19 protein-coding genes and 1 tRNA gene are annotated in these 26,476 nt (G+C 73.4%); 2 read left to right on the top strand and 18 right to left on the bottom strand.

From position 1 onward, the window contains the following. Positions 1–72 precede the first annotated feature (72 nt). The 10 genes from ACXNSR_RS21460 to bldG form a co-directional block, all read right to left on the bottom strand. Positions 73–149, bottom strand: a tRNA-Thr gene (locus ACXNSR_RS21460). Positions 150–291: 142 nt separating this feature from the next. Continuing rightward, a complete protein-coding gene (locus ACXNSR_RS21455) occupies positions 292–1,860 on the bottom strand; it encodes an alpha/beta hydrolase (RefSeq protein WP_458637152.1) in 1,569 nt (522 codons plus the stop codon). Positions 1,861–2,046: 186 nt separating this feature from the next. Beyond that, positions 2,047–3,258: a DNA polymerase III subunit delta' gene (locus ACXNSR_RS21450; protein WP_458637151.1), complete on the bottom strand. Its 1,212-nt coding sequence runs from the start codon at positions 3,256–3,258 to the stop codon at positions 2,047–2,049. 82 nt (positions 3,259–3,340) lie between these two features. Continuing rightward, positions 3,341–6,643, bottom strand: a complete 3,303-nt coding sequence (gene tmk / locus ACXNSR_RS21445; protein WP_458637150.1) for a dTMP kinase — start codon at positions 6,641–6,643, stop codon at positions 3,341–3,343. 208 nt (positions 6,644–6,851) lie between these two features. Further along, positions 6,852–9,674, bottom strand: a complete 2,823-nt coding sequence (gene topA / locus ACXNSR_RS21440; RefSeq protein WP_458637149.1) for a type I DNA topoisomerase — start codon at positions 9,672–9,674, stop codon at positions 6,852–6,854. A 611-nt stretch (positions 9,675–10,285) separates the two neighbouring features. Further along, on the bottom strand, positions 10,286–11,827 hold the full coding sequence (locus tag ACXNSR_RS21435) for a DUF7059 domain-containing protein (protein WP_458637148.1): 1,542 nt from the start codon (positions 11,825–11,827) through the stop codon (positions 10,286–10,288). A 154-nt stretch (positions 11,828–11,981) separates the two neighbouring features. Continuing rightward, entirely contained in the window at positions 11,982–12,548 is a 567-nt protein-coding gene (locus ACXNSR_RS21430) for a small secreted protein (protein WP_458637147.1), read from the bottom strand. Positions 12,549–12,712: 164 nt separating this feature from the next. Then, positions 12,713–15,115 carry a sodium-translocating pyrophosphatase gene (locus ACXNSR_RS21425; protein ID WP_458637146.1) on the bottom strand — a complete coding sequence of 801 codons (2,403 nt, stop codon included), beginning with the start codon at positions 15,113–15,115 and terminating at the stop codon, positions 12,713–12,715. A gap of 267 nt (positions 15,116–15,382) precedes the next feature. Then, positions 15,383–15,823 (bottom strand): ATP-binding protein, encoded by a 441-nt coding sequence (locus ACXNSR_RS21420; RefSeq protein ID WP_458637145.1) that lies wholly within the window; start codon positions 15,821–15,823, stop codon positions 15,383–15,385. A gap of 122 nt (positions 15,824–15,945) precedes the next feature. Beyond that, a complete protein-coding gene (bldG, locus tag ACXNSR_RS21415; RefSeq protein ID WP_008743037.1) occupies positions 15,946–16,287 on the bottom strand; it encodes an anti-sigma factor antagonist BldG in 342 nt (113 codons plus the stop codon). A gap of 70 nt (positions 16,288–16,357) precedes the next feature. Between bldG and ACXNSR_RS21410 the strand changes: the two genes are divergently transcribed. Further along, complete coding sequence (locus tag ACXNSR_RS21410) at positions 16,358–18,856, top strand: DEAD/DEAH box helicase (RefSeq protein ID WP_458637144.1); 2,499 nt, start codon at positions 16,358–16,360, stop codon at positions 18,854–18,856. A gap of 99 nt (positions 18,857–18,955) precedes the next feature. Here the strand turns inward: ACXNSR_RS21410 and ACXNSR_RS21405 are convergent, their stop codons facing one another. The 7 genes from ACXNSR_RS21405 to ssd are packed head-to-tail and all read right to left on the bottom strand — an operon-like array spanning position 18,956 to position 23,829. Beyond that, positions 18,956–19,294 carry an Rv3654c family TadE-like protein gene (locus ACXNSR_RS21405; protein ID WP_458637143.1) on the bottom strand — a complete coding sequence of 113 codons (339 nt, stop codon included), beginning with the start codon at positions 19,292–19,294 and terminating at the stop codon, positions 18,956–18,958. After that, positions 19,291–19,677: a TadE family type IV pilus minor pilin gene (locus ACXNSR_RS21400; protein ID WP_458637142.1), complete on the bottom strand. Its 387-nt coding sequence runs from the start codon at positions 19,675–19,677 to the stop codon at positions 19,291–19,293. Before ACXNSR_RS21400 ends, ACXNSR_RS21405 begins: the two co-directional genes overlap by 4 nt. Beyond that, positions 19,664–19,861 carry a DUF4244 domain-containing protein gene (locus ACXNSR_RS21395; protein WP_458637141.1) on the bottom strand — a complete coding sequence of 66 codons (198 nt, stop codon included), beginning with the start codon at positions 19,859–19,861 and terminating at the stop codon, positions 19,664–19,666. The genes ACXNSR_RS21400 and ACXNSR_RS21395 overlap by 14 nt, the downstream gene beginning before the upstream one ends. Positions 19,862–19,911: 50 nt before the next feature. Beyond that, complete coding sequence (locus tag ACXNSR_RS21390; protein ID WP_458637140.1) at positions 19,912–20,688, bottom strand: type II secretion system F family protein; 777 nt, start codon at positions 20,686–20,688, stop codon at positions 19,912–19,914. Next, positions 20,688–21,572, bottom strand: coding sequence for a type II secretion system F family protein (locus tag ACXNSR_RS21385; RefSeq protein ID WP_458637139.1), 885 nt, complete (start codon positions 21,570–21,572; stop codon positions 20,688–20,690). The genes ACXNSR_RS21390 and ACXNSR_RS21385 overlap by 1 nt, the downstream gene beginning before the upstream one ends. Then, positions 21,569–22,717, bottom strand: a complete 1,149-nt coding sequence (locus ACXNSR_RS21380; RefSeq protein WP_458637138.1) for a TadA family conjugal transfer-associated ATPase — start codon at positions 22,715–22,717, stop codon at positions 21,569–21,571. Before ACXNSR_RS21380 ends, ACXNSR_RS21385 begins: the two co-directional genes overlap by 4 nt. After that, entirely contained in the window at positions 22,714–23,829 is a 1,116-nt protein-coding gene (gene ssd / locus ACXNSR_RS21375) for a septum site-determining protein Ssd (protein ID WP_458637137.1), read from the bottom strand. Before ssd ends, ACXNSR_RS21380 begins: the two co-directional genes overlap by 4 nt. A gap of 539 nt (positions 23,830–24,368) precedes the next feature. Between ssd and ACXNSR_RS21370 the strand changes: the two genes are divergently transcribed. Continuing rightward, positions 24,369–25,244, top strand: coding sequence for an HAD family hydrolase (locus ACXNSR_RS21370; protein ID WP_458637136.1), 876 nt, complete (start codon positions 24,369–24,371; stop codon positions 25,242–25,244). Positions 25,245–25,644: 400 nt separating this feature from the next. Here ACXNSR_RS21370 and ACXNSR_RS21365 read toward each other — a convergent pair whose 3' ends face one another. Beyond that, on the bottom strand, positions 25,645–26,466 hold the full coding sequence (locus tag ACXNSR_RS21365) for a Fic family protein (RefSeq protein ID WP_458637135.1): 822 nt from the start codon (positions 26,464–26,466) through the stop codon (positions 25,645–25,647). Positions 26,467–26,476: the final 10 nt, after the last annotated feature.

The raw sequence follows: 26,476 nt of genomic DNA, 5'->3' as shown, positions 1-26,476 counted from the left end.
CGCCGACGGACCCGGGGCGGTCCGGGCATAGCAAAAGCCCCGGGTCACGGCGAGTGATTCCCGGGGCTTCGCTGGAGCCGCCTTCGGGATTCGAACCCGAGACCTACGCATTACGAGTGCGTTGCTCTGGCCAACTGAGCTAAGGCGGCACCGCTGATCAGACAAGTGTTCCCTCGGAGAGGGGCGCTCATCAGCAGCGGCGCCAAGTCTACAGGGTGTGGACGGGTGCCTTGAACCAGGTTTCGCGGCGGTGGGGCACAGGTCACAGATCGGGGCGATCGCCCCGTACCCTCAGCACTTCTTGCCGTCCTGCGGAGCCTTGCCCTCCAGGAGGTAGCGGTTGATCGCGGTGTCGATGCAGGCGCTGCCGCGCCCGTACGCCGTGTGGCCGTCACCGTCGTAGGTGAGGAGCGTGCCGGATTCGAGCTGGCCGGCCAGCGCCTTGGCCCACTTGTACGGGGTCGCCGGGTCGCGCGTGGTGCCGACCACCACGATCGGCGCGGCGCCCTTCGCGGTCAGTGCCCTCGCCTGACCCGTGGCCTTCACGGGCCAGTACGTGCAGTTCAGCGCGGCCCAGGCGAGGCCCGCGCCGAAGACCGGGGAGGCCTTCTCGAAGGACGGCAGGGCGGTGTCGACGGCCTCGGGGCCGCTGAAGGCCGCGGGCTGGTCGATGCAGTTCACGGCGGCGTTCGCGAACATCAGGTTGGCGTACTTGCCGTCCGCCTCGCGCTCGTAATAGCTGTCGGCCAGGCTCAGCAGGCTCGATCCGTCGCCGTTCATCGCCGAGGTGAGCGCCTCGCGCAGCTGCGGCCAGGCGCTCTCGTCGTACAGCGCCGCGATCACCCCGGTCGTCGCCAGGGCCTCGCCCAGCGGGCGGTCCGGGTCGCCGCTCGCCACCGGCTGGGCGTCGACCTTGCGGAAGAACTCCTTCAGGCGCGCCTCCACCGCGTCCGGGTCGCCCTTGCCGAGCGGGCAGTCGGGCTGCTTCGCGCAGTCCTTGGCGAAGGCGGTGAAGGCCGTGTTGAAGCCCTCCGTCTGGTCCCGGTTCAGTTCGAGCGCGGGCCGGGTGGGGTCCATCGCCCCGTCCAGGACCAGTCGGCCCACCCGGTCCGGGAAGAGGTCCGCGTACGTGGCGCCCAGGAAGGTGCCGTACGAGGCCCCGACGTAGTTCAGCTTCTTGTCCCCGAGCAGCGCGCGCAGCAGGTCCATGTCCCGGGCGGCGTCGACGGTGGAGACGTGCGGCAGGACCCGGCCGGAGTTCTTCTGGCAGGCGGCCGCGAACTCCTTGAAGGCCGCCACCAGCTCCGCCCGCTCGGCCGGGTCGTCCGGTGTCTGGTCCACCTGCGTGTACTTGTCCATGGCCGGGCCGCTCAGGCACTCGACGGGGCTGCTGCGTTCCACCCCGCGCGGGTCGAAGGACACCATGTCGTACTGGGCCCGCACGGCCGCGGGATAGCCGATGCCCGCGTACGCCTGGAGGTAGCCGATGCCGGAGCCGCCCGGGCCGCCCGGGTTGACCACCAGCGAGCCGAGGCGCTTGCCGGGACCCGTGGCCGTACGGCGCGACACGGCGATGTCGACGTCCTGGCCGGAGCCGGGGTTCGCGTAGTCCAGCGGAGCCTTCATGGTGGAGCACTGGAATCCGGGGACACCGCAGTCGCGCCAGGTCAGCTTCTGCTCGTAGTACGGGCGCAGCGCGGCCTCGTCGGGGGACGGCCGCCCCGAGGCTGTGGCGGACTCCGGCGGGGAGGACGCGGCGGCCAGGGGTTCCCCCGGCCCGCCCGGGGTGCACCCGGAGAGCAGCAGCCCGGCAGCTGCGATCACGGTTCCGGTGGTACGCAGCAGTCGACTGGTGTCCATCCCCGGAGCGTACGTCGTACCGGAGGACGTGAGCGGGTGGTCGGGGACCGGGCCGGCCGCACGCCTGCCCACGGTCCGTGCCCGGCCCGGCACCGACCGGCCTCCGCACGGCCCCGGCGACCGGTTCGCCCGTACGGGTGAGACGGTCAACCGCGTATGGACTTCCGCCCGGCGGCCCGGACGCGGTCAGCCCGCGCGCAGGGCCATCGTCATCGCCTCGACGGCGAGGAGCGGGGCGACATTGCGGTCGAGGGAGTCCCGGCAGGCGATGATCGCCTCGATCCGGCGCAGGGTCCGCTCGGGGCCCGAGGCGCGGGCGACGCGGTCCAGGTCGGGCCGTATCTCCTCGTTGGCGATGGCCACGGACGAGCCGAGCTGCAGGGCCAGGACGTCCCGGTAGAAGCTGGTGAGGTCGGTCAGCGCCAGTTCGAGGGTGTCGCGCTGGGTGCGGGTGCGACGGCGCTTCTGCCGGTCCTCCAGCTCCTTCATCACGCCGGCCGTGCCGCGCGGCATCCGGCTGCCGGCGCCCGTTCCGGCGCCGAGCGCGGCCCTCAGCTCCTCGGTCTCCTTGGTGTCGACCTCCTCCGCGACCTGCTTGGCGTCCTCGGCGGCGGCGTCCACCAGGTCCTGGGCGGCCTTGAGGCAGGCGCCGACGTCGTCCACCCGGAGCGGGAGCTTCAGGACCGTCGCCCTGCGCTCCCGGGCCACCTCGTCGGTGGCCAGCCGACGGGCGCGGTCGACGTGCCCCTGGGTGACCCGGGCGACGGCCAGGGCCACGGCCGGCTCGATGCCGTCGCGCCGCACGAGCATGTCGGCGACGGCCGCGACCGAGGGGGTGCTGAGGTTGAGGTGGCGGCAGCGCGAGCGGATGGTCGGCAGCACGTCCTCCACGGAGGGCGAGCACAGCAGCCAGACCGTGCGGGGAGCGGGCTCCTCCACGGCCTTGAGGACCGCGTTGGCGGACTTCTCGTTCAGGCGCTCGGCGTCCTCGACCAGGATGATCTGCCAGCGGCCGGTGGCCGGGGAGGTGTAGGACTTGCGGACGGTGTCCCGCATGTCGTCGACGAGGATCTGGCTGCCGACCGCGACGACGGTGGAGACGTCCGCGTGCGTACCGACCATGGTGGTGTGGCAGCCGTCGCAGAACCCGCAGCCGGGCTCACCGCCGAGGGCGCGGTCGGGGCTGGTGCACTGCAGGGCTGCGGCGAAGGCCCGGGCGGCGACGGTCCGCCCGGATCCGGGCGGACCGGTGAACAGCCAGGCGTGGGTCATCTTGGACGCCGCGGGCGGCTCGGTCCCGGCCGTGATGGCCGTGACCAGTGCGTCGGCGTCACGGGCGGCGGCGGCCAGCTGCGTCCGCACCCGCTCCTGTCCCACCAGGTCGTCCCATACGGGCATCCCGCCCACCACCTTTCACTCTCCGTGCACCCATTGTGGCGGGCGCCACTGACAACCCCGTCCCGGCCCAGGCCGTCCCCGGTCAGCGGCGGCGGCGCGGTGCCCGTCCGCCCCCGTCGCCCTCGTCGCCGTCCTCGTCGTCCCGGCGGCGGCCCAGCAGCTCGTCCGCCAGCGTCGGCAGGTCGTCCAGCGGGGTCTCCTCGGCCCAGTCCGGACGCGGCCGACGCGGCCGGCCCTCGTCGTCGACGACCGGGAGCTCCCGCGTCCGGTCATTGCCGGAGTCCCGGAAGATGCCCGACGGCACCCGGTCGGCCGGGTCCTCCTCGGGGCGCCGGGCCGTCGGCCGCGTGGCGGACCGGGCCCGCCCGGCGCCGCCGTCCTGCGCGGGCTGCGGCGCCTGCGGCGCGTCCGGACGTACGGGCGGCAGCACCGCCGTCTCGTCGACCGGACGGACCGGCGGCAGCACCGCCGTCTCGTCGACCGGACGGACGGGCGGCAGCACCGCGGTCTCCGCGGCGGAGGCCGGGTCGATCTTCGGCACCGGGACCGTCTGGGTGACGTCGTCCGGCTGGACGACCCGCTTGACCGGCCTGGCCTGCGGAGCCACCGGAGTCGCCGGGACCACCGGCGTCTCCACGGTCACCGCGTCGTCCGGGTGCGGCTCGGGCTCCGGCCTCTTGGTCATGGCGACCTTCGGCCCAGGGGCCTGGGCGGGCGCGGGCGCAGGCGCAGGGGCGGGCGCAGGAGCCGCCGGCGCGACCGCAGCAGCCTCCGCGGCCGCCACGGCAGCGGCAGCAGCCGCCTTCGCCGCCGCCTCGGCCGCCACCAGCCGGCGCGCCTCCTCGGCCTTCAGCAGGGCCTCCTCGGCCCGCCGCTGCTTCTCCAGCCGCCGCTCCTCGGCCTCGGCCCGCAGCCGGGCCTCCTCCTCGGCCTGTCGGCGCAGCCGCTCGGCCTCCGCCGCGCGCGCCTTCTCCTCGGCCTCCAGGCGCAGCCGCTCGGCCTCGGCCCGGGCCCGGGCCTCCTCCTCGGCGCGCAGCCGCTCCTCCTCCGCCCTGCGGGCGGCCTCCGCCTCGGCCTTGATCCGCGCTTCCTCGGCCTCGCGGGCCAGCCGGGCCTCCTCCTCGGCCCGCAGGCGCGCTTCCTCCGCCTTGCGGGCGGCCTCTTCCTCGGCCTTGCGCCGGGCCTCCTCCTCGGCGAGGCGCCGGGCCTCCGCCTGGGCGGCCACCTCGGCCTCCGAGAGCGGGAGCATCCGGTCCAGGCGGTGGCGGACGACGGTGGTCACCGACCCCGGATCCTGGCCCGCGTCGACCACGAGGTAGCGGCCGGGGTCGGCCGCGGCGAGGGTCAGGAACCCGGACCGCACCCGCTCGTGGAACTCCGTCGGCTCCGACTCCAGCCGGTCCGGTGCCTCCGTGAACCGCTCGCGCGCCGCCTCCGGCGATACGTCGAGCAGCACGGTCAGGTTCGGGACGAGCCCGTCGGTGGCCCAGCGCGAGATCCTCGCGATCTCCGTCGGGGAGAGGTCACGGCCGGCGCCCTGGTAGGCCACCGAGGAGTCGATGTAGCGGTCCGAGATGACGACCGCGCCGCGCTCCAGGGCCGGCCGCACCACGGTGTCCACGTGCTCCGCCCGGTCGGCGGCGTACAGCAGTGCCTCGGCGCGGTTCGACAGGCCCGCCGAGGAGATGTCGAGCAGGATCGAGCGGAGCCGCTTGCCGACGGGGGTCGCCCCGGGCTCGCGGGTCACCACGACTTCGTGGCCCTTGCCCCGTATCCAGTCGGCCAGCGCCTGGACCTGGGTGGACTTGCCGGCGCCGTCGCCGCCCTCCAGGGCGATGAAGAACCCGGTGGCGGACGCCGCCTGGACCGGCTCCCCGCCGCGCAGCGCCTCGCGCAGGTCGCGCCGCAGGGGTACGCCCCGGCGGTCGTCGGCCTTCGTGAGCACCACCACGGCGACCGGCAGCAGCAGGGCGCCCACCAGCATCAGGGTGAAGGCGGCTCCGCCGTGCGCGAAGACGATCTCGGCGCCGGTCAGCCGGTGCGGGCCGATCGCCGCGGCCAGGACGGGCGCGGCAACGGCGCCGAGCGCCAGGGCCACCCGTACGGAGGCCTGGAGGTGCTCGGTGATCCGGGCCCGCCGGAACTCCTCGGTCTCCTGGTCCAGCAGGGTGTGGCCGGTGTTGGCCGCGACGCCCGCGGCGACGCCGGCGAGCAGCGAGAGGAACAGCACGGTGGCCATGTCCGGGACGAGCCCGGTCAGCAGCAGCGCGAGCCCGGTGACCGCTATGGCGAGGGCCATCAGCCGGCGGCGGGACAGCGCGGGCAGCACCTTGCCGGCCTGGGTGGCGCGGATGCCCGCCGCGGTACCGCCCACCAGGGCGAGGACGAACAGCGCGAAGGCGGCCGGCCCGCCGCCCAGGTCGAAGGCGTGCAGTACGGACACGGACACGGCGCTGGACACCGCTCCGGCGATCGCGGCGCAGCTCAGGACGAGAAGGGGGATGGCGCCCGTACGGCCCTTGTCGGGCCGGTCGCCCGCCTTGGGGGTGCGCAGGCCCTCCAGCGGCGAACGCGGCCGCGGGGTCGCCCCGCCGGGCAGCACCAGCGGCAGCAGCAGCGAGACCGAGGCGGCGAAGAGCCCGGAGGCCACGTACGAGCCGAGGGCGGCCTGGTTCGCGGCGAACCAGTCGATGCCGAGGCCGAGCGCCTTGCCGACCAGGGTCGCGGCGAGCAGCGCGGCCGCGGCGATCGGGAGCGCGGCGAAGGACGTGCGCAGGGTCAGCCGGCGCAGCGCGTCCAGGTGGTCCGGGAGCGGCCGTACGGTCGCCCCCTCCGGCGGCGGCGCGGGCAGCAGGGCGGGCGCCGCGCTCTCCTTGGCCAGGGTCCACAGCCGCTCGGCGGCGCCGGAGACGAAGACGGTGGCCAGCAGCGCGGTCAGCGCGTGGGCCGGGATCCAGTCGAGCCAGAGCGGGGCGACGACGAAGAGCGCGAGGCGGATCCCGTCGGCCCCGATCATGGTCCAGCGGCGGTCCAGCTTGCCGCCGGCGCCCAGCAGCCCGGCCAGCGGGCCGAGGAGGACGGCGCCGAAGAGCAGGGTGGCGAGGATCCGGACCCCGAAGACGGCGGCGACGGCGAGGGCCGCGCCGCGGTACCCGCCGCCGAAGCCCCCTTCCGAGGCCGCTGCCTGGAGGGCCAGCAGCACCAGCACCAGCAGGGCCAGGGCATCGCCGATGCCGCTCACCAGCTGGGCGCTCCACAGCCGGCGCAGCCTGGGAGTGCGCAGCAGAGCGCGCACCGCACGCTCGCGGGAATCCGCGGCTAGGGCTTCGTCGTAGGTGGGGTTCGCCGGGGCGGTCACGACCGCCGGCTGCTCGGCTCGCGTCATCCGCCCAGCCTATCCGCTGCACTATGCGGGTGCGGAAGCCTGTGGACGAGCCCGGGTGTGACCCGGGACCCACCTTCCGGGGCTCCGCCCCGCACCCGGACCCCGGGGAACGCCCGGGGTCCGGGTACGGCGGGTGCGGCGCCGCAGCGGGGGCGCTGCCCCCGAGCCCCCGCGCCTCGAGCGCCGGCGGGGCTGCCGGAGCGGGCGACTACTCGTCCGCGGGGGCCGCCGGGGCCGCGGCGGCCTTCTTGGCCACCGTCTTCTTCGCCACGGTCTTCTTGGCGGTCGTCTTCTTGGCCGCCGTCGTCTTCTTCGCTGCGGCGGCCTTCGTCGCCGTCGCCTTCTTCGCCGGGGCCTTCTTGGCGGGGGCCTTCTTCGCCGCCTTCTTGGCCGGGCCCTTCGCCCGCTTCTCCGCGAGCAGCTCGTAGCCCCGCTCCGGCGTGATCGTCTCGACGTCGTCGTCCCGCCGCAGCGTCGCGTTCGTCTCGCCGTCGGTCACGTACGGGCCGAAACGGCCGTCCTTGACCACGACGGGCTTCTCGCTGACCGGGTCGGTGCCCAGCTCCTTCAGCGGCGGCTTGGCCGCGGCCCGGCCCCGCTGCTTCGGCTGCGCGTAGATCGCGAGCGCCTCGTCCAGCGTGATCGAGAAGAGCTGGTCCTCGGTCTCCAGGGACCGCGAGTCCGTGCCCTTCTTCAGGTACGGGCCGTAGCGGCCGTTCTGGGCCGTGATCTCCACGCCCTCCGCGTCGGCGCCGACCACGCGCGGCAGCGACATCAGCTTCAGGGCGTCGTCGAGCGTGACCGTGTCCAGGCTCATCGTCTTGAAGAGCGAGGCGGTGCGCGCCTTGACCGCGTTCTTGCCGGTCTTGGGCGTGCCCTCGGGCAGGATCTCCGTCACGTAGGGCCCGTAGCGGCCGTCCTTCGCGACGATCTCGTTGCCGCTGACCGGGTCCTTGCCGAGCTGGAACTCGCCGCTCGGCTTCGCGAACAGCTCCTCCGCGTAGGCGATCGTCAGCTCGTCCGGAGCCATGTCGTCGGGCACGTCGGCCCGCTGGTGGCCCTCGGCGTCCTTCTCGCCCCGCTCCACGTACGGCCCGTAGCGGCCGACGCGCAGCACGATGCCCTCGCCGACCGGGAAGGAGGAGATCTCGCGGGCGTCGATCGCACCCAGGTCCGTGACCAGCTCCTTCAGACCGCCGAGGTGGTCCCCGTCGGCCGGCACGACCTCGGTCGCGTCCTCCGATCCGAAGTAGAACCGCTTCAGCCACGGCACGGACTGGGCCTCGCCCCGCGCGATGCGGTCGAGGTCGTCCTCCATCTTCGCGGTGAAGTCGTAGTCGACGAGCCGGCCGAAGTGCGTCTCCAGCAGGTTCACCACGGCGAACGACAGGAAGGACGGCACGAGCGCCGTGCCCTTCTTGAAGACGTAGCCGCGGTCGAGGATCGTGCCGATGATCGACGCGTACGTCGACGGGCGGCCGATCTCGCGCTCTTCGAGCTCCTTGACCAGCGAGGCCTCGGTGTAGCGGGCCGGCGGCTTGGTCGAGTGGCCGTCCGCCGTGATCTCCTCGGCGGCCAGCGCGTCGCCCTCCGCGACCTGCGGCAGGCGCCGCTCGCGGTCGTCGAGCTCGGCGTTCGGGTCGTCCGCACCCTCGACGTAGGCCTTCATGAAGCCGTGGAAGGTGATCGTCTTGCCGGAGGCGGTGAACTCGGCGTCGCGTCCGTCCGAGGCGCGGCCGCCGATCTTCACGGTGACGCTGTTGCCGGTCGCGTCCTTCATCTGGGAGGCAACGGTCCGCTTCCAGATCAGCTCGTACAGGCGGAACTGGTCGCCGGTCAGACCCGTCTCGGCCGGGGTGCGGAAACGATCACCCGAGGGACGGATCGCCTCGTGCGCCTCCTGGGCGTTCTTGACCTTCCCGGCGTAGACGCGCGGCTTCTCCGGCAGGTAGTCGGCCCCGTAGAGCTGCGTGACCTGCGCCCGCGCCGCCGACACCGCGGTGTCGGACAGCGTGGTGGAGTCCGTACGCATGTAGGTGATGAAGCCGTTCTCGTACAGCTTCTGCGCCACCTGCATCGTCGCCTTCGCGCCGAAGCCCAGCTTGCGCGAGGCCTCCTGCTGCAGCGTCGTCGTACGGAACGGGGCGTACGGGGAGCGGCGGTACGGCTTGGACTCGACCGAGCGCACGGCGAACGAGGTGTCCGCCAGCGCGGCGGCCAGGGCCCGCGCGTTCGCCTCGTCGAGGTGCAGGACCTCGCTCTTGAGCTGCCCGTTCGGGCCGAAGTCGCGACCCTGCGCGACGCGCTTGCCGTCCACCGTGTTCAGGCGGGCGACCAGGGTCGACGGGTCGGAGGCGTCACCGGCGCGGCCGGTGGCGAAGGTGCCGGTCAGGTCCCAGTACTCGGCGGAGCGGAAGGCGATGCGCTCGCGCTCCCGCTCGACGACGAGGCGGGTGGCCACCGACTGGACGCGCCCGGCCGACAGCCGCGGCATGACCTTCTTCCACAGGACCGGCGAGACCTCGTAGCCGTAGAGGCGGTCGAGGATGCGGCGGGTCTCCTGGGCGTCGACCATGCGCTGGTTCAGCTCGCGCGGGTTCGCGACGGCGTCGCGGATCGCGTCCTTGGTGATCTCGTGGAAGACCATCCGGTGGACGGGGACCTTGGGCTTCAGGACTTCCTGCAGGTGCCACGCGATGGCTTCGCCCTCGCGGTCCTCATCGGTGGCGAGGAAGAGTTCGTCGGACTCGGCCAGCAGCTCCTTGAGCTTCCTGACCTGGGCCTTCTTGTCGGCGTTGACGACGTAGATCGGCTGGAAGTCGTGCTCGACGTCCACGCCGAGGCGGCGGACCTCACCGGTGTACTTATCGGGAACCTCGGCCGCGCCGTTCGGGAGGTCGCGGATGTGCCCGACGCTCGCCTCGACGACGTATCCGGGGCCGAGGTAGCCCTTGATCGTCTTCGCCTTGGCAGGGGACTCGACGATGACGAGTCGGCGGCCGCCCTTTGCGGTCTCGCTAGTCGGGGACAACTTGGCTCTTCTCTCCGGTCGGCACTCGGTCGCAGTACGGCGACGCTGCGGAGTGTGACGGTACAACCCGCCCCCGTGTCAAACGGCAGAAGCCCGCAACGGCCACTCGAACGGTAACCCGACAAGTGCCGTTTCTGCCGCCCGGATGCCGCGCCGGGGCGTTCCCGATCACCGGGCAGGGTGGCCGGGGGGCCGTCTGGCGGCGCCTTCCCGCAGGCTGCCGGGCCTGCTCCGACCTCGGCTTTCCGGGTCGGCTCCCGGGGCGCGTCCCGGTCCGCCCGGGGCTCTCGATCCCGGTGCCGCAGCCGCGCGAGGCGCCCGGCCCCCGAGTGCGTCGCCGCGCCGCCGGCGAGCCCGTGCGGCGGTTCGGCCGAGACGGGGCGCGCGCCCTCCGCCACCGGCGCACGGTCGCGGAGAACACGCCCCCGTCAGGCCTGCAGAGCGGCCCCGAACAGCGGGAACACGGCTGCCGCGAAGATCGCCGGACCGTGTTCCGCGCCGCTTCCCCTTACCCCCGGGCCACTCACGGGATCCCCCCGGATCCCCCTGCACAGGAGACTGGCAGCCCTGTGGATACGGCGGGCGAACCCCGGGTTACATTCCGGGGCCGACTACCGCGCGGGGCCCGCCACCGGGTCCAGGAAGCCCTGCTCGACCAGCAGCCGGATGGCCTCCGGAGTGCGGTCCCGCAGCACGATCGGGTCCTCCTGGACCAGCTGCGCGATCGCGTCCAGGATCCGGCCCGCGCTCAGTGAGCCGTCACACACCCCGGCGAAGCCGGCGCCGACCGTGTCGACCTTGGTGGCGCGCCGCATCCCGCGGTTCTGCCGGAGCACGACGTGTTCCGGATCCTCCGCGCCGGGCGCGCCGACCTGCTCCTGGACCACTTCCTCGGCCAGCGCGAAATGGGCCTCCAGCAGCGCCGCGTCGTCGTGCTGGCGCAGGTAGTCCTGGCGCGCGAAGTGGGCCAGGACGGCCTCGCCGAGCGGCTGCTCCACCGTGTGGGGCCACTCCTCGACCACGATCGAGGGCTCGGCCGCGTCCGTCCGGCGCAAGGTGATCCACCCGAAGCCGACGGACTTGGTCCCGCGGGCCTCGAACTCGTCCAGCCAGTCCTCGTACCGCCGCGTGTACTCGGCCGGGTCGGTCCGGTGGTCGCCCGCGTCGCGCAGCCACAGTTCCGCGTACTGCGTCACGTCCTGCACGTCACGCTGCACGATCCAGGCGTCGCAGCCGCGCGGCACCCAGGAGCGCAGCCGGTCGCGCCAGTCCTCGCCCTCCACGTGCTGCCAGTTGCCGAGGAACTGCGCGTACCCGCCGGGGTTCAGCCGCGCACCGGCCTCCTGGACCAGGGTCCGGCACAGGTCGTCGCCGCCCATACCGCCGTCCCGGTACGTCAGCCGGGCGCCGGGGGAGATCACGAAGGGCGGGTTCGACACGATGAGGTCGTACGTGGCCTCGCCGACCGGCTCGAACAGCGACCCGGTGAGCAGCTCGGCCTCCGGGGCCCCGGACAGGGCCAGCGTCAGACGGGTGAATTCCAGGGCCCTGGGGTTGACGTCGGTGGCGGTGACCCGGGTGGCGTGCCGGGACGCGTGCAGCGCCTGGATTCCGGATCCGGTGCCGACGTCGAGGGCGGAGCCGACCGGGGTGCGGACGGTGATCCCGGCCAGGGTCGTGGACGCCCCGCCGACGCCGAGGACCACGGCTGTGCCCGGCTCACGCCCCCGGCTGCCGATCCCGCCGGCCCCTCCCACGGAGCAGCCGAGGTCGGAGACGATGAACCAGTCCTCGCCGTCCGGGCCGCCGTACGGGCGTACGTCGACGGTGGCGTGCACCGTGTCCTCGCCGTCGGCGACCTCCTCCAGCCGCAGCCAGCCGTCGGCCAGCGCCGCCTCGAGGGGCAGCGCCGCCGCGGCGTGCGCGTACGGCTCCGGCTGCTGGAGCAGGAACAGCCGGACCAGGCTCGCGAGCGCTCCGTCGCCCGGTCCTCGGGTGGCGCGCAGGGCGGGCACGGTCTCGCTGCGGGCCAGCGCGGCGTAGGCGGGGGCGCCGAGCAGGTCGAGCAGCCCGTCGGCGGTGAATCCGGCGGCGAGCAGGGCGGCGCGGAGCTCGGGGGCGCGATCGGGCTTGGGGAGGCTGGTGGTACTCACGCGTCCATTGTGTCCGCTGGGACCCGTCCTGCCGATCACATCGGGCCCCCGGACGCGAAAGGGCGGCCGCGGTCCCCTCCGGGACCGCGGCCGCCCCGAGCGGCGTACCGCGCGCGCCACCGCCCGCGCGGACCGGCCGCGCGGACCGGCCGTCCTACTGGCCGGACGCCGGTGCCATGGCCACCTGGCAGCCCTTCTGGCCGTTGATCGCCGGGCCGAGGCCGCCCGCCTTGAGCTGGGCGAGCGCTTCCTGGCCGCCCTTCGTCACGTCCTTGAGCCCGCCCGCGACCTCCTTGAGGCCGTCGGCGAACTTCGTCTTGTCCTGAGGGTCGAGGGCGTCCGTCTTCGTCTTCAGATCGGCATAGCCCGTGGAGGTCGTCTCGAAGCCCTTGGCCGCCGCGTCCTGGGTCGCGGCACCGTTCTTGACCGGCGGGACGCCCGCCGACCGCAGGGCGTCGGCCATGGCCTTGTACGACTCGGTCATCGTCGCGAACGCCGCCGAATCGGTCTTCTGGACCTCGTCGGGCTTGCTGCTCTCCGAGGCCACCCGCTTGATCTCGAGGTTGGCGGCTTCGATCTTCTGGATCTGGGGCTGCCACTGGTCACAGACCTTCTTGGCCCAGGAGCCGGCCTTCTGGTCGGTCTCGTCCCCGCCGCATCCGGACAGGACGAGCATCAGTGCCGCACTGCCCGACAACGCGGCCGCGATCTTCTTGTTCACCGGATTGGTCCCTTCGAAGGCTCTCGGCCCGGAAGATACACGCCCGCCCTGCGCAGACGCACAAAGGCGGACAGACGGCGCGTGAGTCCGCGCCGCCCATCCGCCTTTCGGGCGTACCGGCCGGCCCTGCCCGGCCCGGCCCGTACCGCCGGCCGGACCTCGGGTCAGGAGACCGTCGCCGGGTCGGCCGACTGGGCCACCCGCTCGGCGGCTCCGCCCTCGGCCTCGTCGCCGACCGCGATGCCGCGGCGCTTGGAGATGTACACCGCGGCGATGATGACCCCGATCGCGAGGACCGCGACGATCGCCCGCACGACCGGGCTGCTGTCCCCGCCGTAGCTGAACTGCACGACCGCGGGGGCGATCAGCAGCGCCACCAGGTTCATGACCTTGAGCAGCGGGTTGATCGCGGGACCTGCGGTGTCCTTGAACGGGTCGCCGACCGTGTCGCCGATGACGACCGCCTCGTGGGCCTCGCTGCCCTTGCCGCCGTGGTGGCCGTCCTCGACCAGCTTCTTCGCGTTGTCCCACGCGCCGCCGGAGTTGGCGAGGAAGACCGCCATCAGGGTGCCCGTGCCGATGGCACCGGCGAGGAAGGCACCGAGCGCGCCCACGCCGAGGGAGAAGCCCACGGCGATGGGGGTGAGCACGGCGAGCAGGCCGGGCGTGGCGAGCTCGCGCAGCGCGTCCTTGGTGCAGATGTCGACGACGCGCCCGTACTCGGGCTTCTCGCTGTAGTCCATGATCCCGGGGTGCTCGCGGAACTGGCGGCGCACCTCGTAGACCACCGAGCCCGCGGAGCGGGAGACGGCGTTGATGGCGAGGCCGGAGAACAGGAAGACGACGGCGGCGCCCAGGATCAGCCCGACGAGGTTGTTGGGCTGGGCGATGTCCAGGCTGAGGTTCAGCTCCCCGGCCTTGGCCCCGACCTCCTTGACCGCGGCGGCGATCGCGTCGTTGTACGAGCCGAACAGGGCCGCGGCAGCGAGCACCGCGGTGGCGATGGCGATGCCCTTGGTGATGGCCTTGGTGGTGTTGCCCACGGCGTCCAGGTCGGTCAGGACCTGAGCACCGGCGCCCTCGACGTCGCCGGACATCTCGGCGATGCCCTGGGCGTTGTCGGAGACGGGCCCGAAGGTGTCCATGGCGACGATGACGCCGACGGTGGTGAGCAGGCCGGTGCCGGCCAGGGCCACCGCGAAGAGCGCGAGCAGGATCGACGTACCGCCGAGCAGGAACGCGCCGTAGACGCCGAGGCCGATGAGCAGGGCCGTGTAGACGGCGGACTCCAGGCCCACCGAGATGCCGGCGAGGACGACGGTGGCCGCACCGGTCAGGGAGGACTTGCCGATGTCCCGGACGGGGCGCCGGTTGGTCTCGGTGAAGTAGCCGGTCAGCTGCTGGATCAGGGCCGCGAGCACGATGCCGATGGCGACGGCGACGACGGCCAGGATCCGCGGGTCACCGGTGTGGTTGGTGATCGCCGGGTTCTCGACGCCGACGAGCTCCTTGTAGGTGGCCGGCAGGTAGGCGTAGACGGCGATCGCGACCAGCGCCAGGGAGATCACGGCGGAGATGAAGAACCCGCGGTTGATCGCGGTCATTCCGCTGCGGTCGCTGCGGCGCGGGGAGACCGCGAAGATGCCGATCATCGCGGTGATGACGCCGATCGCGGGCACGATCAGCGGGAAGGCGAGGCCCAGGTCGCCGAAGGCGGCCTTGCCGAGGATGAGCGCGGCCACCAGGGTGACGGCGTAGGACTCGAAGAGGTCGGCCGCCATTCCGGCGCAGTCTCCGACGTTGTCGCCCACGTTGTCGGCGATGGTCGCGGCATTGCGCGGGTCGTCCTCCGGAATGCCCTGCTCGACCTTGCCGACCAGGTCGGCGCCGACGTCGGCGGCCTTGGTGAAGATTCCGCCGCCCACGCGCATGAACATCGCGATCAGTGCGGCGCCGAGACCGAAGCCCTCCAGGACCTTGGGGGCGTCGGCGGCATAGACCAGGACGACGCAGGAGGCGCCGAGGAGGCCGAGGCCGACGGTGAACATGCCGACGACGCCGCCCGTCCGGAAGGCGATCTTCATCGCCTTGTGGGCGACCTCGGTCAGGTCCTTGGCGGGCTCCCCCTCGGCCGGGGTGGCCTCGCGTGCGGCCGCGGCGACACGGACGTTGGCGCGGACCGCCAGGCGCATGCCGATGTAGCCGGTGGCGGCCGAGAAGATGGCGCCCACGAGGAAGAAGGCGGAGCGCCCGCCCCGCTGCGTCCAGTCGTCGGCGGGGAGCAGGAAGAGCAGGAAGAAGACCACGACGGCGAAGATGCCGAGGGTGCGCAGCTGCCGGCCGAGATAGGCGTTGGCGCCTTCCTGGACGGCTGCGGCGATCTTCTTCATGCTGTCGGTTCCCTCGTCGGCGGCGAGGACCTGGCGGACCAGGATCTGCGCGACGACGAGTGCGGCGAGGGCCACGGCCGCAATGACGATCACGATGAGCCGATTGTCATCGGTGAGTACTGCGGCTGCCAGATCTGTGGTGCGATCCGGCGCGATAGGGGTGAAGAGCCCCGTCATTCGTCCTCCTTGACGTGATGAGCTCAAGATGTGGACGGATTGTAGGGAGCGCGCCCCGATCAAAACAGTGCGCCGGAAACGCAATTGGCGTGCTCTCGCTCCTCAGCAATAGATCGCGTCACTCCATTACCCTCGAAAGTGGTAATGGGACAAAGGCATTGACGCCTCATCAATGATCCAGGGAAATGAAAAAGGCCCTGCTCAGCAGGGCCTTGATAAAGATCCGAAGATACGAAGGATTGCGGGCGGAGCGGATCGCGGTGGATCTCAGGGAAGTTCGGAGACCCCGGAGACGGGCCAGCTCATCCGGATGGTCCCGCCCGATTCCCCGCTGCTCACCTCGACGTCGTCGACGAGCCCGCTGATCACCGCGAGACCCATCTCGTCCTCGGTCTCGCCCTCGGACTCCAGGACGGCGGTCATGCCGGACACCGCGTCGGCCGCGCTGCCGGAAAGCACGGGGACCTCGTCGCCGACCTCGATGGAGAACGTCTTGTCCTCCTCGGTCAGCACCACCCGGACGGGCGCGGTCAGTCCGTTGCTCCGGTGGAGTCCGACGGCACGGGAACAGGCCTCACCCACGGCGAGGCGGACCTCGTCGAGGACGGCTTCCTCCACGCCGACCCGGCGCGCCACGGCGGCCGCGACCAGGCGGGCCGTCCGGACGTGTTCGGGCTGGGCGCTGAAGCGCAGTTCAACGGTGGCCATGCGCATCCCCCTCGGACTACGGGCGTGCCTTGACAGGGGCCCGGGCCAACCATGACCCGGTACCCCCGCTCTCCTTGTCGGCTCCCCGCCGCCCGGAGGCTGCAGGGGGCCGCGCGGAGCCGTCAGTCGGTGGCGTTGACGGCGTCTTCCACCGTGGTGTGGATCGGAAACACCTTGGTCAGACCGGTGATCCGGAAGATCTTCAGGATGCGCTCCTGGTTGCACACCAGACGGAGCGAGCCCTCGTGCGCACGGACGCGCTTGAGGCCTCCCACCAGCACACCGAGGCCGGTGGAGTCGAGGAAGTCCACCCGCTCCATGTCGACAACCAGGTGGTAGCTGCCGTCGTTCACCAACTCGACCAACTGCTCGCGCAGCTTGGGCGCGGTATACACATCAATCTCGCCACCGACCTCCACGACCGTACGGTCGCCGACAGTGCGAGTCGACAGGGACAGGTCCACGGATCCTCCAGCACCTTGCTATCGAGCGACGCCCCCTCACCCGAAGGTAGGCGAGGGATTGGCTGCCGCGATGGCATTCAATCACTTACCGGCAGGCGCGCACGACGCCTTCGGACCATTGTCCCGCACGCCGGTGACACACTCGGTTCCGATGGCCAACACATCTGGTCCCGGACGGCCCACGGCGCACACGGACCCACGACCCACTCCCGACACGGTCCTGGACCGCCTGTCACGGGGGCCTTCCCGTGCTGCGCGCATCACTCATACGGAGCACTTGCCCCCTCGGGCGGGTCGTCATGCAGTCTGGCCGGACCGCATCCGAACAGACGTCGTAGCCGCGATCGGATCGGCCGGAATCGACCATCCGTGGGAACACCAGGCCGCAGCGGCCGAGCTCGCCCTCGACGGGACGTCCGTGGTCGTGGCCACCGGAACCGCCTCGGGCAAGTCCCTCGCCTACCTCGCGCCCGTGCTCTCCGCCCTCGCGGACGGCGCCGAGGCCCCGAACGGCAGGGGCGCGACCGCCCTGTACCTGGCCCCCACCAAGGCCCTGGCGGCCGACCAGCGGCGTGCCGTACGGGAACTGGCCGCCCCGCTGGGCAACGCCGTGCGCCCCGCGGTCTACGACGGCGACACGCCCGTCGAGGAACGCGAATGGGTGCGCCAGTACGCGAACTACGTCCTGACCAACCCCGACATGCTGCACCGCGGGATCCTTCCGGCCCACCCGCGCTGGTCCTCCTTCCTGCGGGCCCTGCGCTACGTCGTGATCGACGAGTGCCACACCTACCGCGGGGTCTTCGGCTCCCACGTGGCACAGGTACTGCGCCGGCTGCGGCGGCTGTGCGCCCGCTACGGCGCCCAGCCCGTCTTCCTGCTGGCCTCCGCCACCGCGAGCGACCCGGCGGCGGCCGCCTCCCGGCTGACCGGCGTACGGGTGATCGAGATCACCGACGACGCCTCCCCGCGGGGCGAGGTGGTCTTCGCCCTCTGGGAGCCGCCGCTGCTGACCGAGCTGCGCGGCGAGAAGGGCGCGCCCGTACGCCGTACGGCCACCGCCGAGACGGCCGACCTGCTGACCGACCTGGTGGTCCAGGGGGTCCGTACGGTCGCCTTCGTCCGCTCCCGGCGCGGCGCCGAACTGATCTCCGTGATCACCCAGGAACGGCTGGCTTCGGTCGACGGGTCCCTGCCCCGCCGGGTCGCCGCCTACCGGGGCGGCTACCTGCCCGAGGAGCGCCGGGCCCTGGAGCGGGCCCTGCACTCCGGCGAGCTGCTCGGGCTGGCCGCCACGACGGCCCTGGAGCTCGGTGTGGACGTCTCCGGCCTGGACGCCGTCCTGATCACCGGCTACCCGGGTACGAGGGCCTCCCTGTGGCAGCAGGCGGGCCGCGCGGGGCGCTCGGGCCAGGGCGCCCTGGCCGTGCTGATCGCCCGCGACGACCCGCTGGACACCTACCTCGTGCACCACCCGGAGGCGCTGTTCCAGCGGCCGGTGGAGGCCACCGTCCTGGACCCCGACAACCCGTACGTCCTCGCCCCCCACCTGTGCGCGGCCGCGGCGGAGCTACCGCTGACCGACGCCGACCTGGACCTCTTCGGCCCGGCGACCGAGGACCTCCTTCCTCAGCTCGAAGCGGCGAAGCTGCTGCGCCGCCGGGCGACCGCCTGGCACTGGACCCGCCGGGAACGGGCCTCGGACCTCACCGACATCCGGGGAGGCGGCGGCCGCCCGGTGCAGATCGTCGAGGCCTCGACCGGCCGGCTGCTGGGCACGGTCGACGAGTCGGCGGCCCACACCGCCGTCCACGAGGGGGCCGTCCACCTCCACCAGGGCCGCACGTATCTCGTGAAACACCTGGACCTGGAGGATTCGGTGGCCCTCGTGGAGCAGGCGGACCCGCCCTTCTCGACCACGGCCCGTGACACCACCTCCATCTCCGTCCTGGAGACCGAGACCGAGATCCCGTGGGGCTCGGCCCGGCTCTGCTTCGGCTCCGTCGAGGTCACCAACCAGGTCGTCTCCTATCTGCGCCGCAAGCTGATCACCGGCGAGGTGCTGGGCGAGGCCAAGCTCGACCTGCCGCCCCGCACCCTGCGCACCCGGGCCGTGTGGTGGACGGTGACCGAGGACCAGCTCGACGAGGCCCGGATCAACCCGGAGATCCTAGGCGGCACCCTGCACGCCGCCGAGCACGCCTCCATTGGCATGCTCCCGCTGTTCGCCACCTGCGACCGCTGGGACATCGGCGGCGTCTCCGTACCGCTGCATCCCGACACCCTCCTCCCCACGGTCTTCGTCTACGACGGTCACCCCGGCGGCGCCGGCTTCGCGGAGCGCGCCTTCGGCACCGCCCGCGCCTGGCTGACGGCGACCCGCGACGCGATCGCGGCCTGCGAGTGCGAGTCCGGCTGCCCTTCCTGCATCCAGTCCCCCAAATGCGGCAACGGCAACGAGCCCCTGCACAAGCGCGGCGCCATCCGCCTCCTCACCCGCCTCCTCTCCGAATCCCCGCCCACCGAGCCCACCGAGGCCCCTGACGCCACCGAGGCCCCCGAGGCCTGAGGTGCTCCGTGCCGGGCCTGGCGGCGCCCGAGGAGCCACCGGCGCCCGTCCCGGGCCCGGACCGGAGGCCGGCGGCCGTACGCAGCCCCCGGCGCTGCCTCAACCCGGCGCGCCGGGCGGGCCCGCCCGGGCCCGGATCGCCGCGGTGAAGGGGCCCGCCGCGACCCGGGCGGCGACCTCGGCGACCTCGCCCCGGAGCAGGCACCCGCCGAGCGTCGCCCCCTGCGCCCGGGCCACCCGCAGGGCCGCCGCACACGCCGTCTCCGGCCCGTGGGCCCAGGTGGCCGCCGCCGCGAGCGCCGCCAGGTCGGCGGCGGCCGCCGCCCGGTGGCGGGCCACGACGGCCTGGCCGAGCAGCAGCACCCCGCCGAACACCGCACCCAGAACCGTCGCCACCAGCGCCGCCCAGACCGTGGCCGAACCCCGGTCCCGGCTCACGGCGGCGGCCCCACGCTGTCCTCCGCCAGGGCCACCGCCTGCGCTCCGAGCCGTACCGGCAGCCCGCCCGGCCCGGGCGCCTTCGCCGCCACCCGGACCCGCCAGAGGTCGCCCGTCCGCTCCAGCTCCACCCGCGCACCCGGTGGCGCGGCCGTCCGGGCCGCGGCCTCCGCCACGTCCAACGGCTCCGACCTGGCCGCCGCCCGGGCGCCGGCCCGGGCCGCGTCCACACACCGGATCTGCGCGGCCGCCGCCATGAGGGCCCACACCAGCAGCGCCGCGAACAGCACCAGCGCCGGAATCACCAGGGCGGCCTCCGCCGTCACATATCCCCGGTCCGACTTTCCCCGGGCACTCGGTGACGCACCCTCAGAACGGCACATCGAGCGCCTTTCCGATGGTCGACTGAAGGGCCGTGGCGACGACTTCACTCGTCACCACCTTGTAGAGGACGGCCGCGAATGCACAGGCCGCGATCGTGCCCATCGCGTATTCGGACGTGGACATCCCCCTGTCGCCCCCGCGCACCCTCAGCGCCGTCCGCATACGAAACCAGATGATCCTCATGAAAACCTCCTGTTGTATTACCGCTGTTGCTTTCTGTGGCACGTGCGACTTCAGTTGTTCGAGAGAAGCCCCGAGGCCATACCGATCACCACCGGAGCGACCCCGATCGCGAGAAACGCGGGGAGAAAACACAGCCCCACCGGTGCGGTGACGAGGACCGCCGCCCGCTGCGCCCGCGCTCCCGCCGTGCGGGCCCGGTCGTCCCGCAGCCCGGACGCGAGCCGGGAGACGGGCTCCGCCGCGGGCGCCCCCGTCCGCGCGGCCCGTTCCAGGCAGTCCGCGAGCGCCCGGGCACCCGGTATCTCCGCCAACCTCCCCCACCCGGCGCCCGGTTCGCCGCCGAGCCGCAGCTCCGCCCCGGCCCTCGCCAGCCGGTCGCCCACCGGGCCGCCCAGCGACTCCCCCACCACTTCGGCCGCCTCCACCGGGCCCGCACCGGCCGCCAGGCATGCCGCCAACAGGTCTGCCGCGAACGGCAGCTGACGCTCCGCCTCCCGTGGGTCCACTCCGGCCGGCGGCCGCGCCCTGGTGCACCGGCGCCGCACACCGAACGCGGCCAGGCAGCCGACCACCACACCCGTCGACCCGCCCACGAGCACCCAGCCCGCCAGCAGCGCCCCGGCCGGACCGGCCCACGCGGCCGCCACACGCCCCAGCGCGGAGCCGACCACAGGCCCGCGGGGCACCGGTCCGGCCCCCAGCAGGGCCGCGGCCCTGCGTCCGGCCGTCCGCGTCCGGACCCGCGCCGCCACCTCCGACACCAGCCACAGCGCGACCACGGCCAGGCAGACGGCGATCCCCAGCCTGTGGACGGGGAAGTCACCCATCACCGCTCCCCCGCCCGGACGATCCGCCGGCACCACAGCAGCCCGAGCGCCTCCAGCACCCCGCCCGCCAGCAGGCAACCCCACCCCATGGGGGTGTGCAGCAGTACCCGCAGTGGATCCGCGCCCAGCCCGGTGCCGATCAGCAGACCCACCAGCGGCAGCAGGGCGAGCACCAGCACCGTCGACCGGGCCCCCGCCAACTGGGCCCGCAGCGATTCCTGCCGGTCCCGCTCGGCCCGCAGGGCCCCCTCCAGCCGTTCCAGCCCGGCGGCCAGTCCCGCACCGCCGTCCACGGACACCCGCCAGCAGGCCGCCATCCCGGCCAGCCCCTCCGCCCCGGGCTCCCGCGCCACCTGGCGCAGCGCACCGGGCACGTCCCCGCCGAAGGCCGCCGCGGCCAGCACGCCCGTTTCCGCCGCACCCGGCCCGCCGGGGCCGACGGCCGTCCTGCGCATCGCGGCCGTCAGCGCCTGCCCGGGCTGGGCTCCCGCCCGCAGCTCACCGACCACGGCCCCGCACAGGGCCACCACCTCGGCGGCCCGCGCCGCCCGGGCCCGCTCCCGCGCCCGTACCCGCAGCCACCGGCGCACCAGCGGCACCGACGCCGCCCCCGCAAGCAGCGGGATCACCGACCCGCCGAGTACCGCGACCACCAGCCCCGCCGCGAGGCAGACCCACTCCCGCCACCGCGCCGCCCGAACCCGTACGGCGATCAGCAGCCGCTCCGAGGGCAGCGGACCGCCCGGAACCACCGGACCTCCCGCGGCCAGCACCGTCCGGGCCCGCCGGGACACCCGGTCCCCGCCCGCCAGTCCCCAGGCGGCCGCCCCGGCGCACAGCACCCCGGCGAACAGCGGCACCGGCAGCCCCGCCCCCGCGTTCACCGGACGCCTCGCAGCAGCGGGCGCAGCCGCTCCCAGCCGCGCTCCCGTACGAAGCCCCGGGCGGCCCAGCGCAGCGCCGGTACGGTGACCACCAGTCCGGCGGCGTCCCGCTCCAGCACGTGCACCTCGGCCAGTCGACGCCGTCCCTCCCGGTCCCGGACCAGGTGGAGCACCAGGGTCAGTGCCGCGGCCAACTGGCTGTGCAGGGAAGCCCGGTCGAGCCCGGCGGCCGTACCGAGCGCCTCCAGCCGCGCGGGAACATGGGCCGCGGCGTTGGCGTGGACCGTCCCGCAGCCCCCTTCGTGCCCGGTGTTCAGGGCGGCGAGCAGGTCCGCCACTTCAGCGCCCCGCACCTCGCCCACCACCAGCCGGTCGGGCCGCATCCGCAGCGCCTGGCGGACCAGGTCCGCCAGCGTGACCAGACCCGCCCCCTCCTGGTTGGCCGGCCGGGTCTCCAGCCGGACCACGTGCGGATGGTCGGGGCGCAGCTCGGCCGAATCCTCGGCCAGCACGATCCGCTCGCCGGGACCGACCAGCCCCAACAGGGCGCTGAGCAGGGTGGTCTTGCCCGTTCCGGTGCCTCCGGAGACGAGGAACGACAACCGGGCATCGACCATGTCCTTGAGCAGTCGGTGCCCACCCGGCGGCAGTGTCCCCGCGGTGACGAGCTCCTCCAGCGTGAACGCCCGCGGCCGCACCACCCGCAGCGAGAGGCAGGCCGAGCCGACCGAGACCGGGGGCAGTACGGCGTGCAGCCGGGTACCGTCGGGCATCCGGGCGTCCACCCAGGGCCGGGCATCGTCCAGGCGCCGCCCCGCGACGGCGGCCAGCCGCTGGGCGAGCCTGCGCACGGCCTCGGCGTCGGCGAAGGTCACTGCGGTCAGCTCCAGTCCGCCGCCGCGGTCCACCCACACCCGGTCGGGGGCCGCCACCAGCACATCGGTGACCTCCGGATCGCCCAGCAGTGCCTCCAGCGGGCCCGCGCCGACCAGCTCGGACCGTAACTGGGCTGCCACGCCGAGCACTTCGGCGTCCCCGAGCAGCCTGCCCTGGGCCCGCAGGGCCGCCGCCACCCGCGCGGGGGTCGGTTCCGCCCCGCTCTCGGCGAGCCGTCGGCGCACCGCGTCCAGGAGCGCCGCGCTCATGCCGGCACCCCCTGGGCGGAGCCGAGGGCCCGCTGCCAGAAGCCGTCGCAGAAGCGGGCCAGCGCGCCCTTCGACTGCGTCCCCGGCGGTTCCCCCTCGGCCACCCGCCCCGGGAGCCCCAGCTCGACCGGCACCTCCCCGGCCAGCGGCGCCCCCAACAGCCCGGCCACGGACTCCGGTTCGAGGCCGCCCGGGCGGCCTCCCCGTACGACGACCCGGACGTCCCGGGCCACCATACGCACCCCGGCCGCCACCCGGCCCGCGGCGGCCACCGACCGCAACTCGCCCGGCACCACCATCAGCACCAGGTCGAGCTGGGCCAGCACCTCTGCCACGGGTTCGTCGACCCGCCGCGGGAGGTCGACCACCACCACACCGCCCCGGCGGCGCGCGGCGGCCACCACGGACCGGATCGCGGCGGGCGGCACCACCACCCGGTCGCCGCGGTCCCAGCTGAGCACGCGCAGGTCGTGCAGCTCGGGCAGGGACTCCTCCAGCGCTCCGGCGCCGACCCGGCCCCGCGAGGCCGCGAAGTCCGGCCAGCGCAGCCCTTCGGCGCTCTCGCCCCCGAGCAGGACGTCCATGCCACCGCCGAGCGGATCGCCGTCGATAAGGATGGTCCGCTCCCCGGCGCGGGCTGCCCGTACGGCCAGCGCGCAGGCCAGGGTGGAGGCTCCGGCGCCGCCGCTGCCGCCGATCACCCCCACGGCGAGCGCGGGCCGCCCGGCCCCCTCCACGACATCGGCGATGCGGTCGACGAGCCTGCTCTCGGCGTCGGGGAGCCGCAGCACCTCCTCGGCACCGATCTCCACGGCCCGTTGCCACACATGGGGGTCGTCCAGGTCCCGGCCGACGAGGAGCACCCCGGCCCTGCGCGGCGCCCCGCGCACCCGTCGGGCGGCGTCGTCCCCCACCAGCACGAGAGGTGCGCAGTCCCATCCCGCGTTCCCCGTCTCACCACCCGCCCCGACGGCCCCGCTCCGCTCCGGGGGCGCGTGGTGCACGTGCGGCTCGGCACCCGCCGCGGCACACAGCCTGAGCAGATCGTCGAGCAGCAGCGGGTCCTCGGTGATGATCAGCGGCCGCCCGCCCCCGGGTACGGATCCGGCCACGGAACCGGGTCCGGGACCCGTACCGACTGCGGTCCCCCTTCCGCCGACCACGGACTCCCGCGTTTCACACGACTTCGATCGGGCCACGATCTCCGCCCCCTTCTCCCTGCAAATGCCTCCGCCACGGACTTCGCGGCTGGAATCACCGTGCAGCGATCAGGAAAAAGAAGTGGATCTTGTTGGATAACTGTGGACAACCCGGCGCTTGTGAATAACCCGGTCACCCTCTCAGGTGAGTTCCGGAGCGCGGCGGAACCACTACGCACCGTCACGAGTCTGATGTGGTGAGGGCCTTCGCCGCGTCGGCCCCGCACAAGAGGAAAGGCCGGAGGATGGTCGCTCGGGGCCGAAGGCAGGGACGCGAACCGCGTCCGGACATGCGACGACCCCCGCCGGGGGGGAGAGCGGGGGTCGTCCCCACGGTCCGACTCGGGGGGGGAGGAGCCAGACCGGGTTAGCACGGTCGCGAACGATCCGTGACTTCCATGGTGTACCCGAGAGCCTTCTCAGGCAAACCCACGCGCCACACCTTACGCCGAATGGTGGGCGCATATGCTCGGGGCGTGGAAAATCAGCCCTTGCCGCACTCCTCGCCTCGCACCGCAGCCTTCTTCGACCTGGACAAGACGGTCATTGCGAAGTCGAGCACCTTGACGTTCAGCAAGTCCTTCTACCAAGGCGGCCTGATCAACCGGCGAGCCGTGTTGCGCACCGCGTACACGCAGTTCATCTTCCTGGCCGGCGGCGCCGACCACGATCAGATGGAACGGATGCGGGAGTACCTGTCCGCCCTCTGCAAGGGGTGGAACGTGCAGCAGGTGCGGGAGATCGTCGCCGAGACCCTGCACGACCTCATCGACCCGATCATCTACGACGAGGCCGCGTCCCTGATCGAGGCCCACCACACCGCGGGCCGCGACGTGGTGATCGTGTCCACCTCCGGCGCGGAAGTCGTCGAGCCCATCGGGGAGATGCTCGGCGCCGACCGGGTCGTCGCCACCCGCATGGTCGTGGGTGAGGACGGCTGCTTCACCGGCGAGATCGAGTACTACGCCTACGGGCCCACCAAGGCGGAGGCAGTACGCGAACTCGCGGAGTCCGAGGGGTACGACCTCGCCCGCTGCTACGCCTACAGCGACTCGGCCACCGACGTCCCGATGCTCGAGGCGGTCGGGCACCCGCACGCCGTCAACCCCGACCGCGCGCTGCGCCGGGAAGCCGTGGCGCGCGAGTGGCCGGTCCTGGTCTTCAACCGCCCCGTGCGGCTGAAGCAGCGCCTCCCCGGGCTGTCCATGCCGACCCGGCCCGCCCTGGTCGCCGCGGCGGCCGTGGGCGCGGCAGCCGCCACGGCCGGGCTGGTCTGGTACGCGAGCCGGCGCCGCGCCCATGCGCTGGCCGCGGGCGGCTCTGCCTGAATGTCCTGACCTGCACGGATAAGAACTGTCCGGTTCGCCCTCGGTCGTCCTGGAAAGTAAAAAGTGGAGCGAGGGGTTTCGCATAGCTCCGAAGCGGAGTACAAATAAAGCAACGGCCCGCGAGACCAAAGAACATCCGAGAGGATCATCTTTAAAACGCAGTAAGGCCCACGGACCGAAGCATGAGCGCCGAGCACCCACGCGACGTCGACCCGTCGATTACGGGCCAGCCGCACCAGGTAACGGGCAAAGACCCCGACCTGATGGGCAACTATCGAGGACGCTTGGTAACTGGGCGTAAATGCCAGCGGCGACACCAAAGCAAGACGGTGTCGCCGCAACCCGTGTCCGGGGCCGAAAGCCTCGGACACGGGGGCCGAACGGCGGAACGGGCGGCAGCTCAGGCCGCGCCGCGCTGCAGGGCTTCGCAGACCGCCGTCGACTCACGGACGCCCAGCTCGACGGCCCGGCCGCAGTGCGCGATCCAGGCGGACATCCCCTCCGCGGTCCCGGAGACGTAGCCCTCGAAAGCAGCCAGGTAGGCGTCGTTCCCCTGCTCCGCGTGGCCCACCTCCGCCGGGCAGATGGCCTTCGGGTCCAGACCGCTGTTGATCAGCACGATCCGCTCGGCCGCCCGCGCGACCAGCCCGTTGTACGACGCGAACGGACGCAGCGCCAGCAGTTCGCCGTGCACCACCGCGGCGGTGACCAGGGCCGGGGCGGACCCGCCCGCGATGATCAGGCGGGACAGCCCGTCGAGGCGACCCGCCACCTCCTCGGCGCTCGGCAGCAGGAGCCCGACCAGGGGCTCGTCCACCGGTTCGCCCGCCAGCCGGGGGCGGCCCACCACGTCGCCGTCCGCCGTCGACCCGCACGCCACCAGGTGCAGCCGAGCCAGGACCCGCAGCGGCGACTGCCGCCAGATGCTCAGCAGCTGGCCGGCCTCCGCCGTCAGCCGCAGCGCCGCGCCCACCGTCAGTGCCTCCGGCTCCGACCCGAAGTCGGTCCGGCGGCGCACCTCCTCCAGCGCCCAGTCCGCACCGGACAGCGCCGCGCTCGCGCGGGCGCCGCGCAGGGCGGCCTCCGAGGTGATCTCACCACTGCGGCGACGCATCACCCGGTGCCCGTAGACGCGGTCCACGGCCTTGCGTACGGAATCCACGGACTCGGCGACACCAGGCAGCCCGGCCAGGGGGGCCAGCGGGTCAGAAGCGCTACTCATAAGTAGGGAG

Source organism: Streptomyces sp. NC-S4 (genome assembly GCF_054353315.1).
The sequence above is the reverse complement of the archived record's forward strand: the minus strand, read 5'-3'. Positions and strand labels throughout refer to the sequence as shown.

Coding starts and splice junctions, on each gene's coding strand:
- ACXNSR_RS21455 (WP_458637152.1), bottom strand. CDS start 1,860: ATGGACACCAGTCGACTGCTGCGTACCACCGGAACCGTGATCGCAGCT.
- ACXNSR_RS21450 (WP_458637151.1), bottom strand. CDS start 3,258: ATGCCCGTATGGGACGACCTGGTGGGACAGGAGCGGGTGCGGACGCAG.
- tmk (WP_458637150.1), bottom strand. CDS start 6,643: ATGACGCGAGCCGAGCAGCCGGCGGTCGTGACCGCCCCGGCGAACCCC.
- ACXNSR_RS21425 (WP_458637146.1), bottom strand. CDS start 15,115: ATGACGGGGCTCTTCACCCCTATCGCGCCGGATCGCACCACAGATCTG.
- ACXNSR_RS21420 (WP_458637145.1), bottom strand. CDS start 15,823: ATGGCCACCGTTGAACTGCGCTTCAGCGCCCAGCCCGAACACGTCCGG.
- ACXNSR_RS21410 (WP_458637144.1), top strand. CDS start 16,358: ATGGCATTCAATCACTTACCGGCAGGCGCGCACGACGCCTTCGGACCA.
- ACXNSR_RS21400 (WP_458637142.1), bottom strand. CDS start 19,677: ATGTGCCGTTCTGAGGGTGCGTCACCGAGTGCCCGGGGAAAGTCGGAC.
- ACXNSR_RS21395 (WP_458637141.1), bottom strand. CDS start 19,861: ATGAGGATCATCTGGTTTCGTATGCGGACGGCGCTGAGGGTGCGCGGG.
- ACXNSR_RS21390 (WP_458637140.1), bottom strand. CDS start 20,688: ATGGGTGACTTCCCCGTCCACAGGCTGGGGATCGCCGTCTGCCTGGCC.
- ACXNSR_RS21380 (WP_458637138.1), bottom strand. CDS start 22,717: ATGAGCGCGGCGCTCCTGGACGCGGTGCGCCGACGGCTCGCCGAGAGC.
- ACXNSR_RS21370 (WP_458637136.1), top strand. CDS start 24,369: ATGGTGGGCGCATATGCTCGGGGCGTGGAAAATCAGCCCTTGCCGCAC.
- ACXNSR_RS21365 (WP_458637135.1), bottom strand. CDS start 26,466: ATGAGTAGCGCTTCTGACCCGCTGGCCCCCCTGGCCGGGCTGCCTGGT.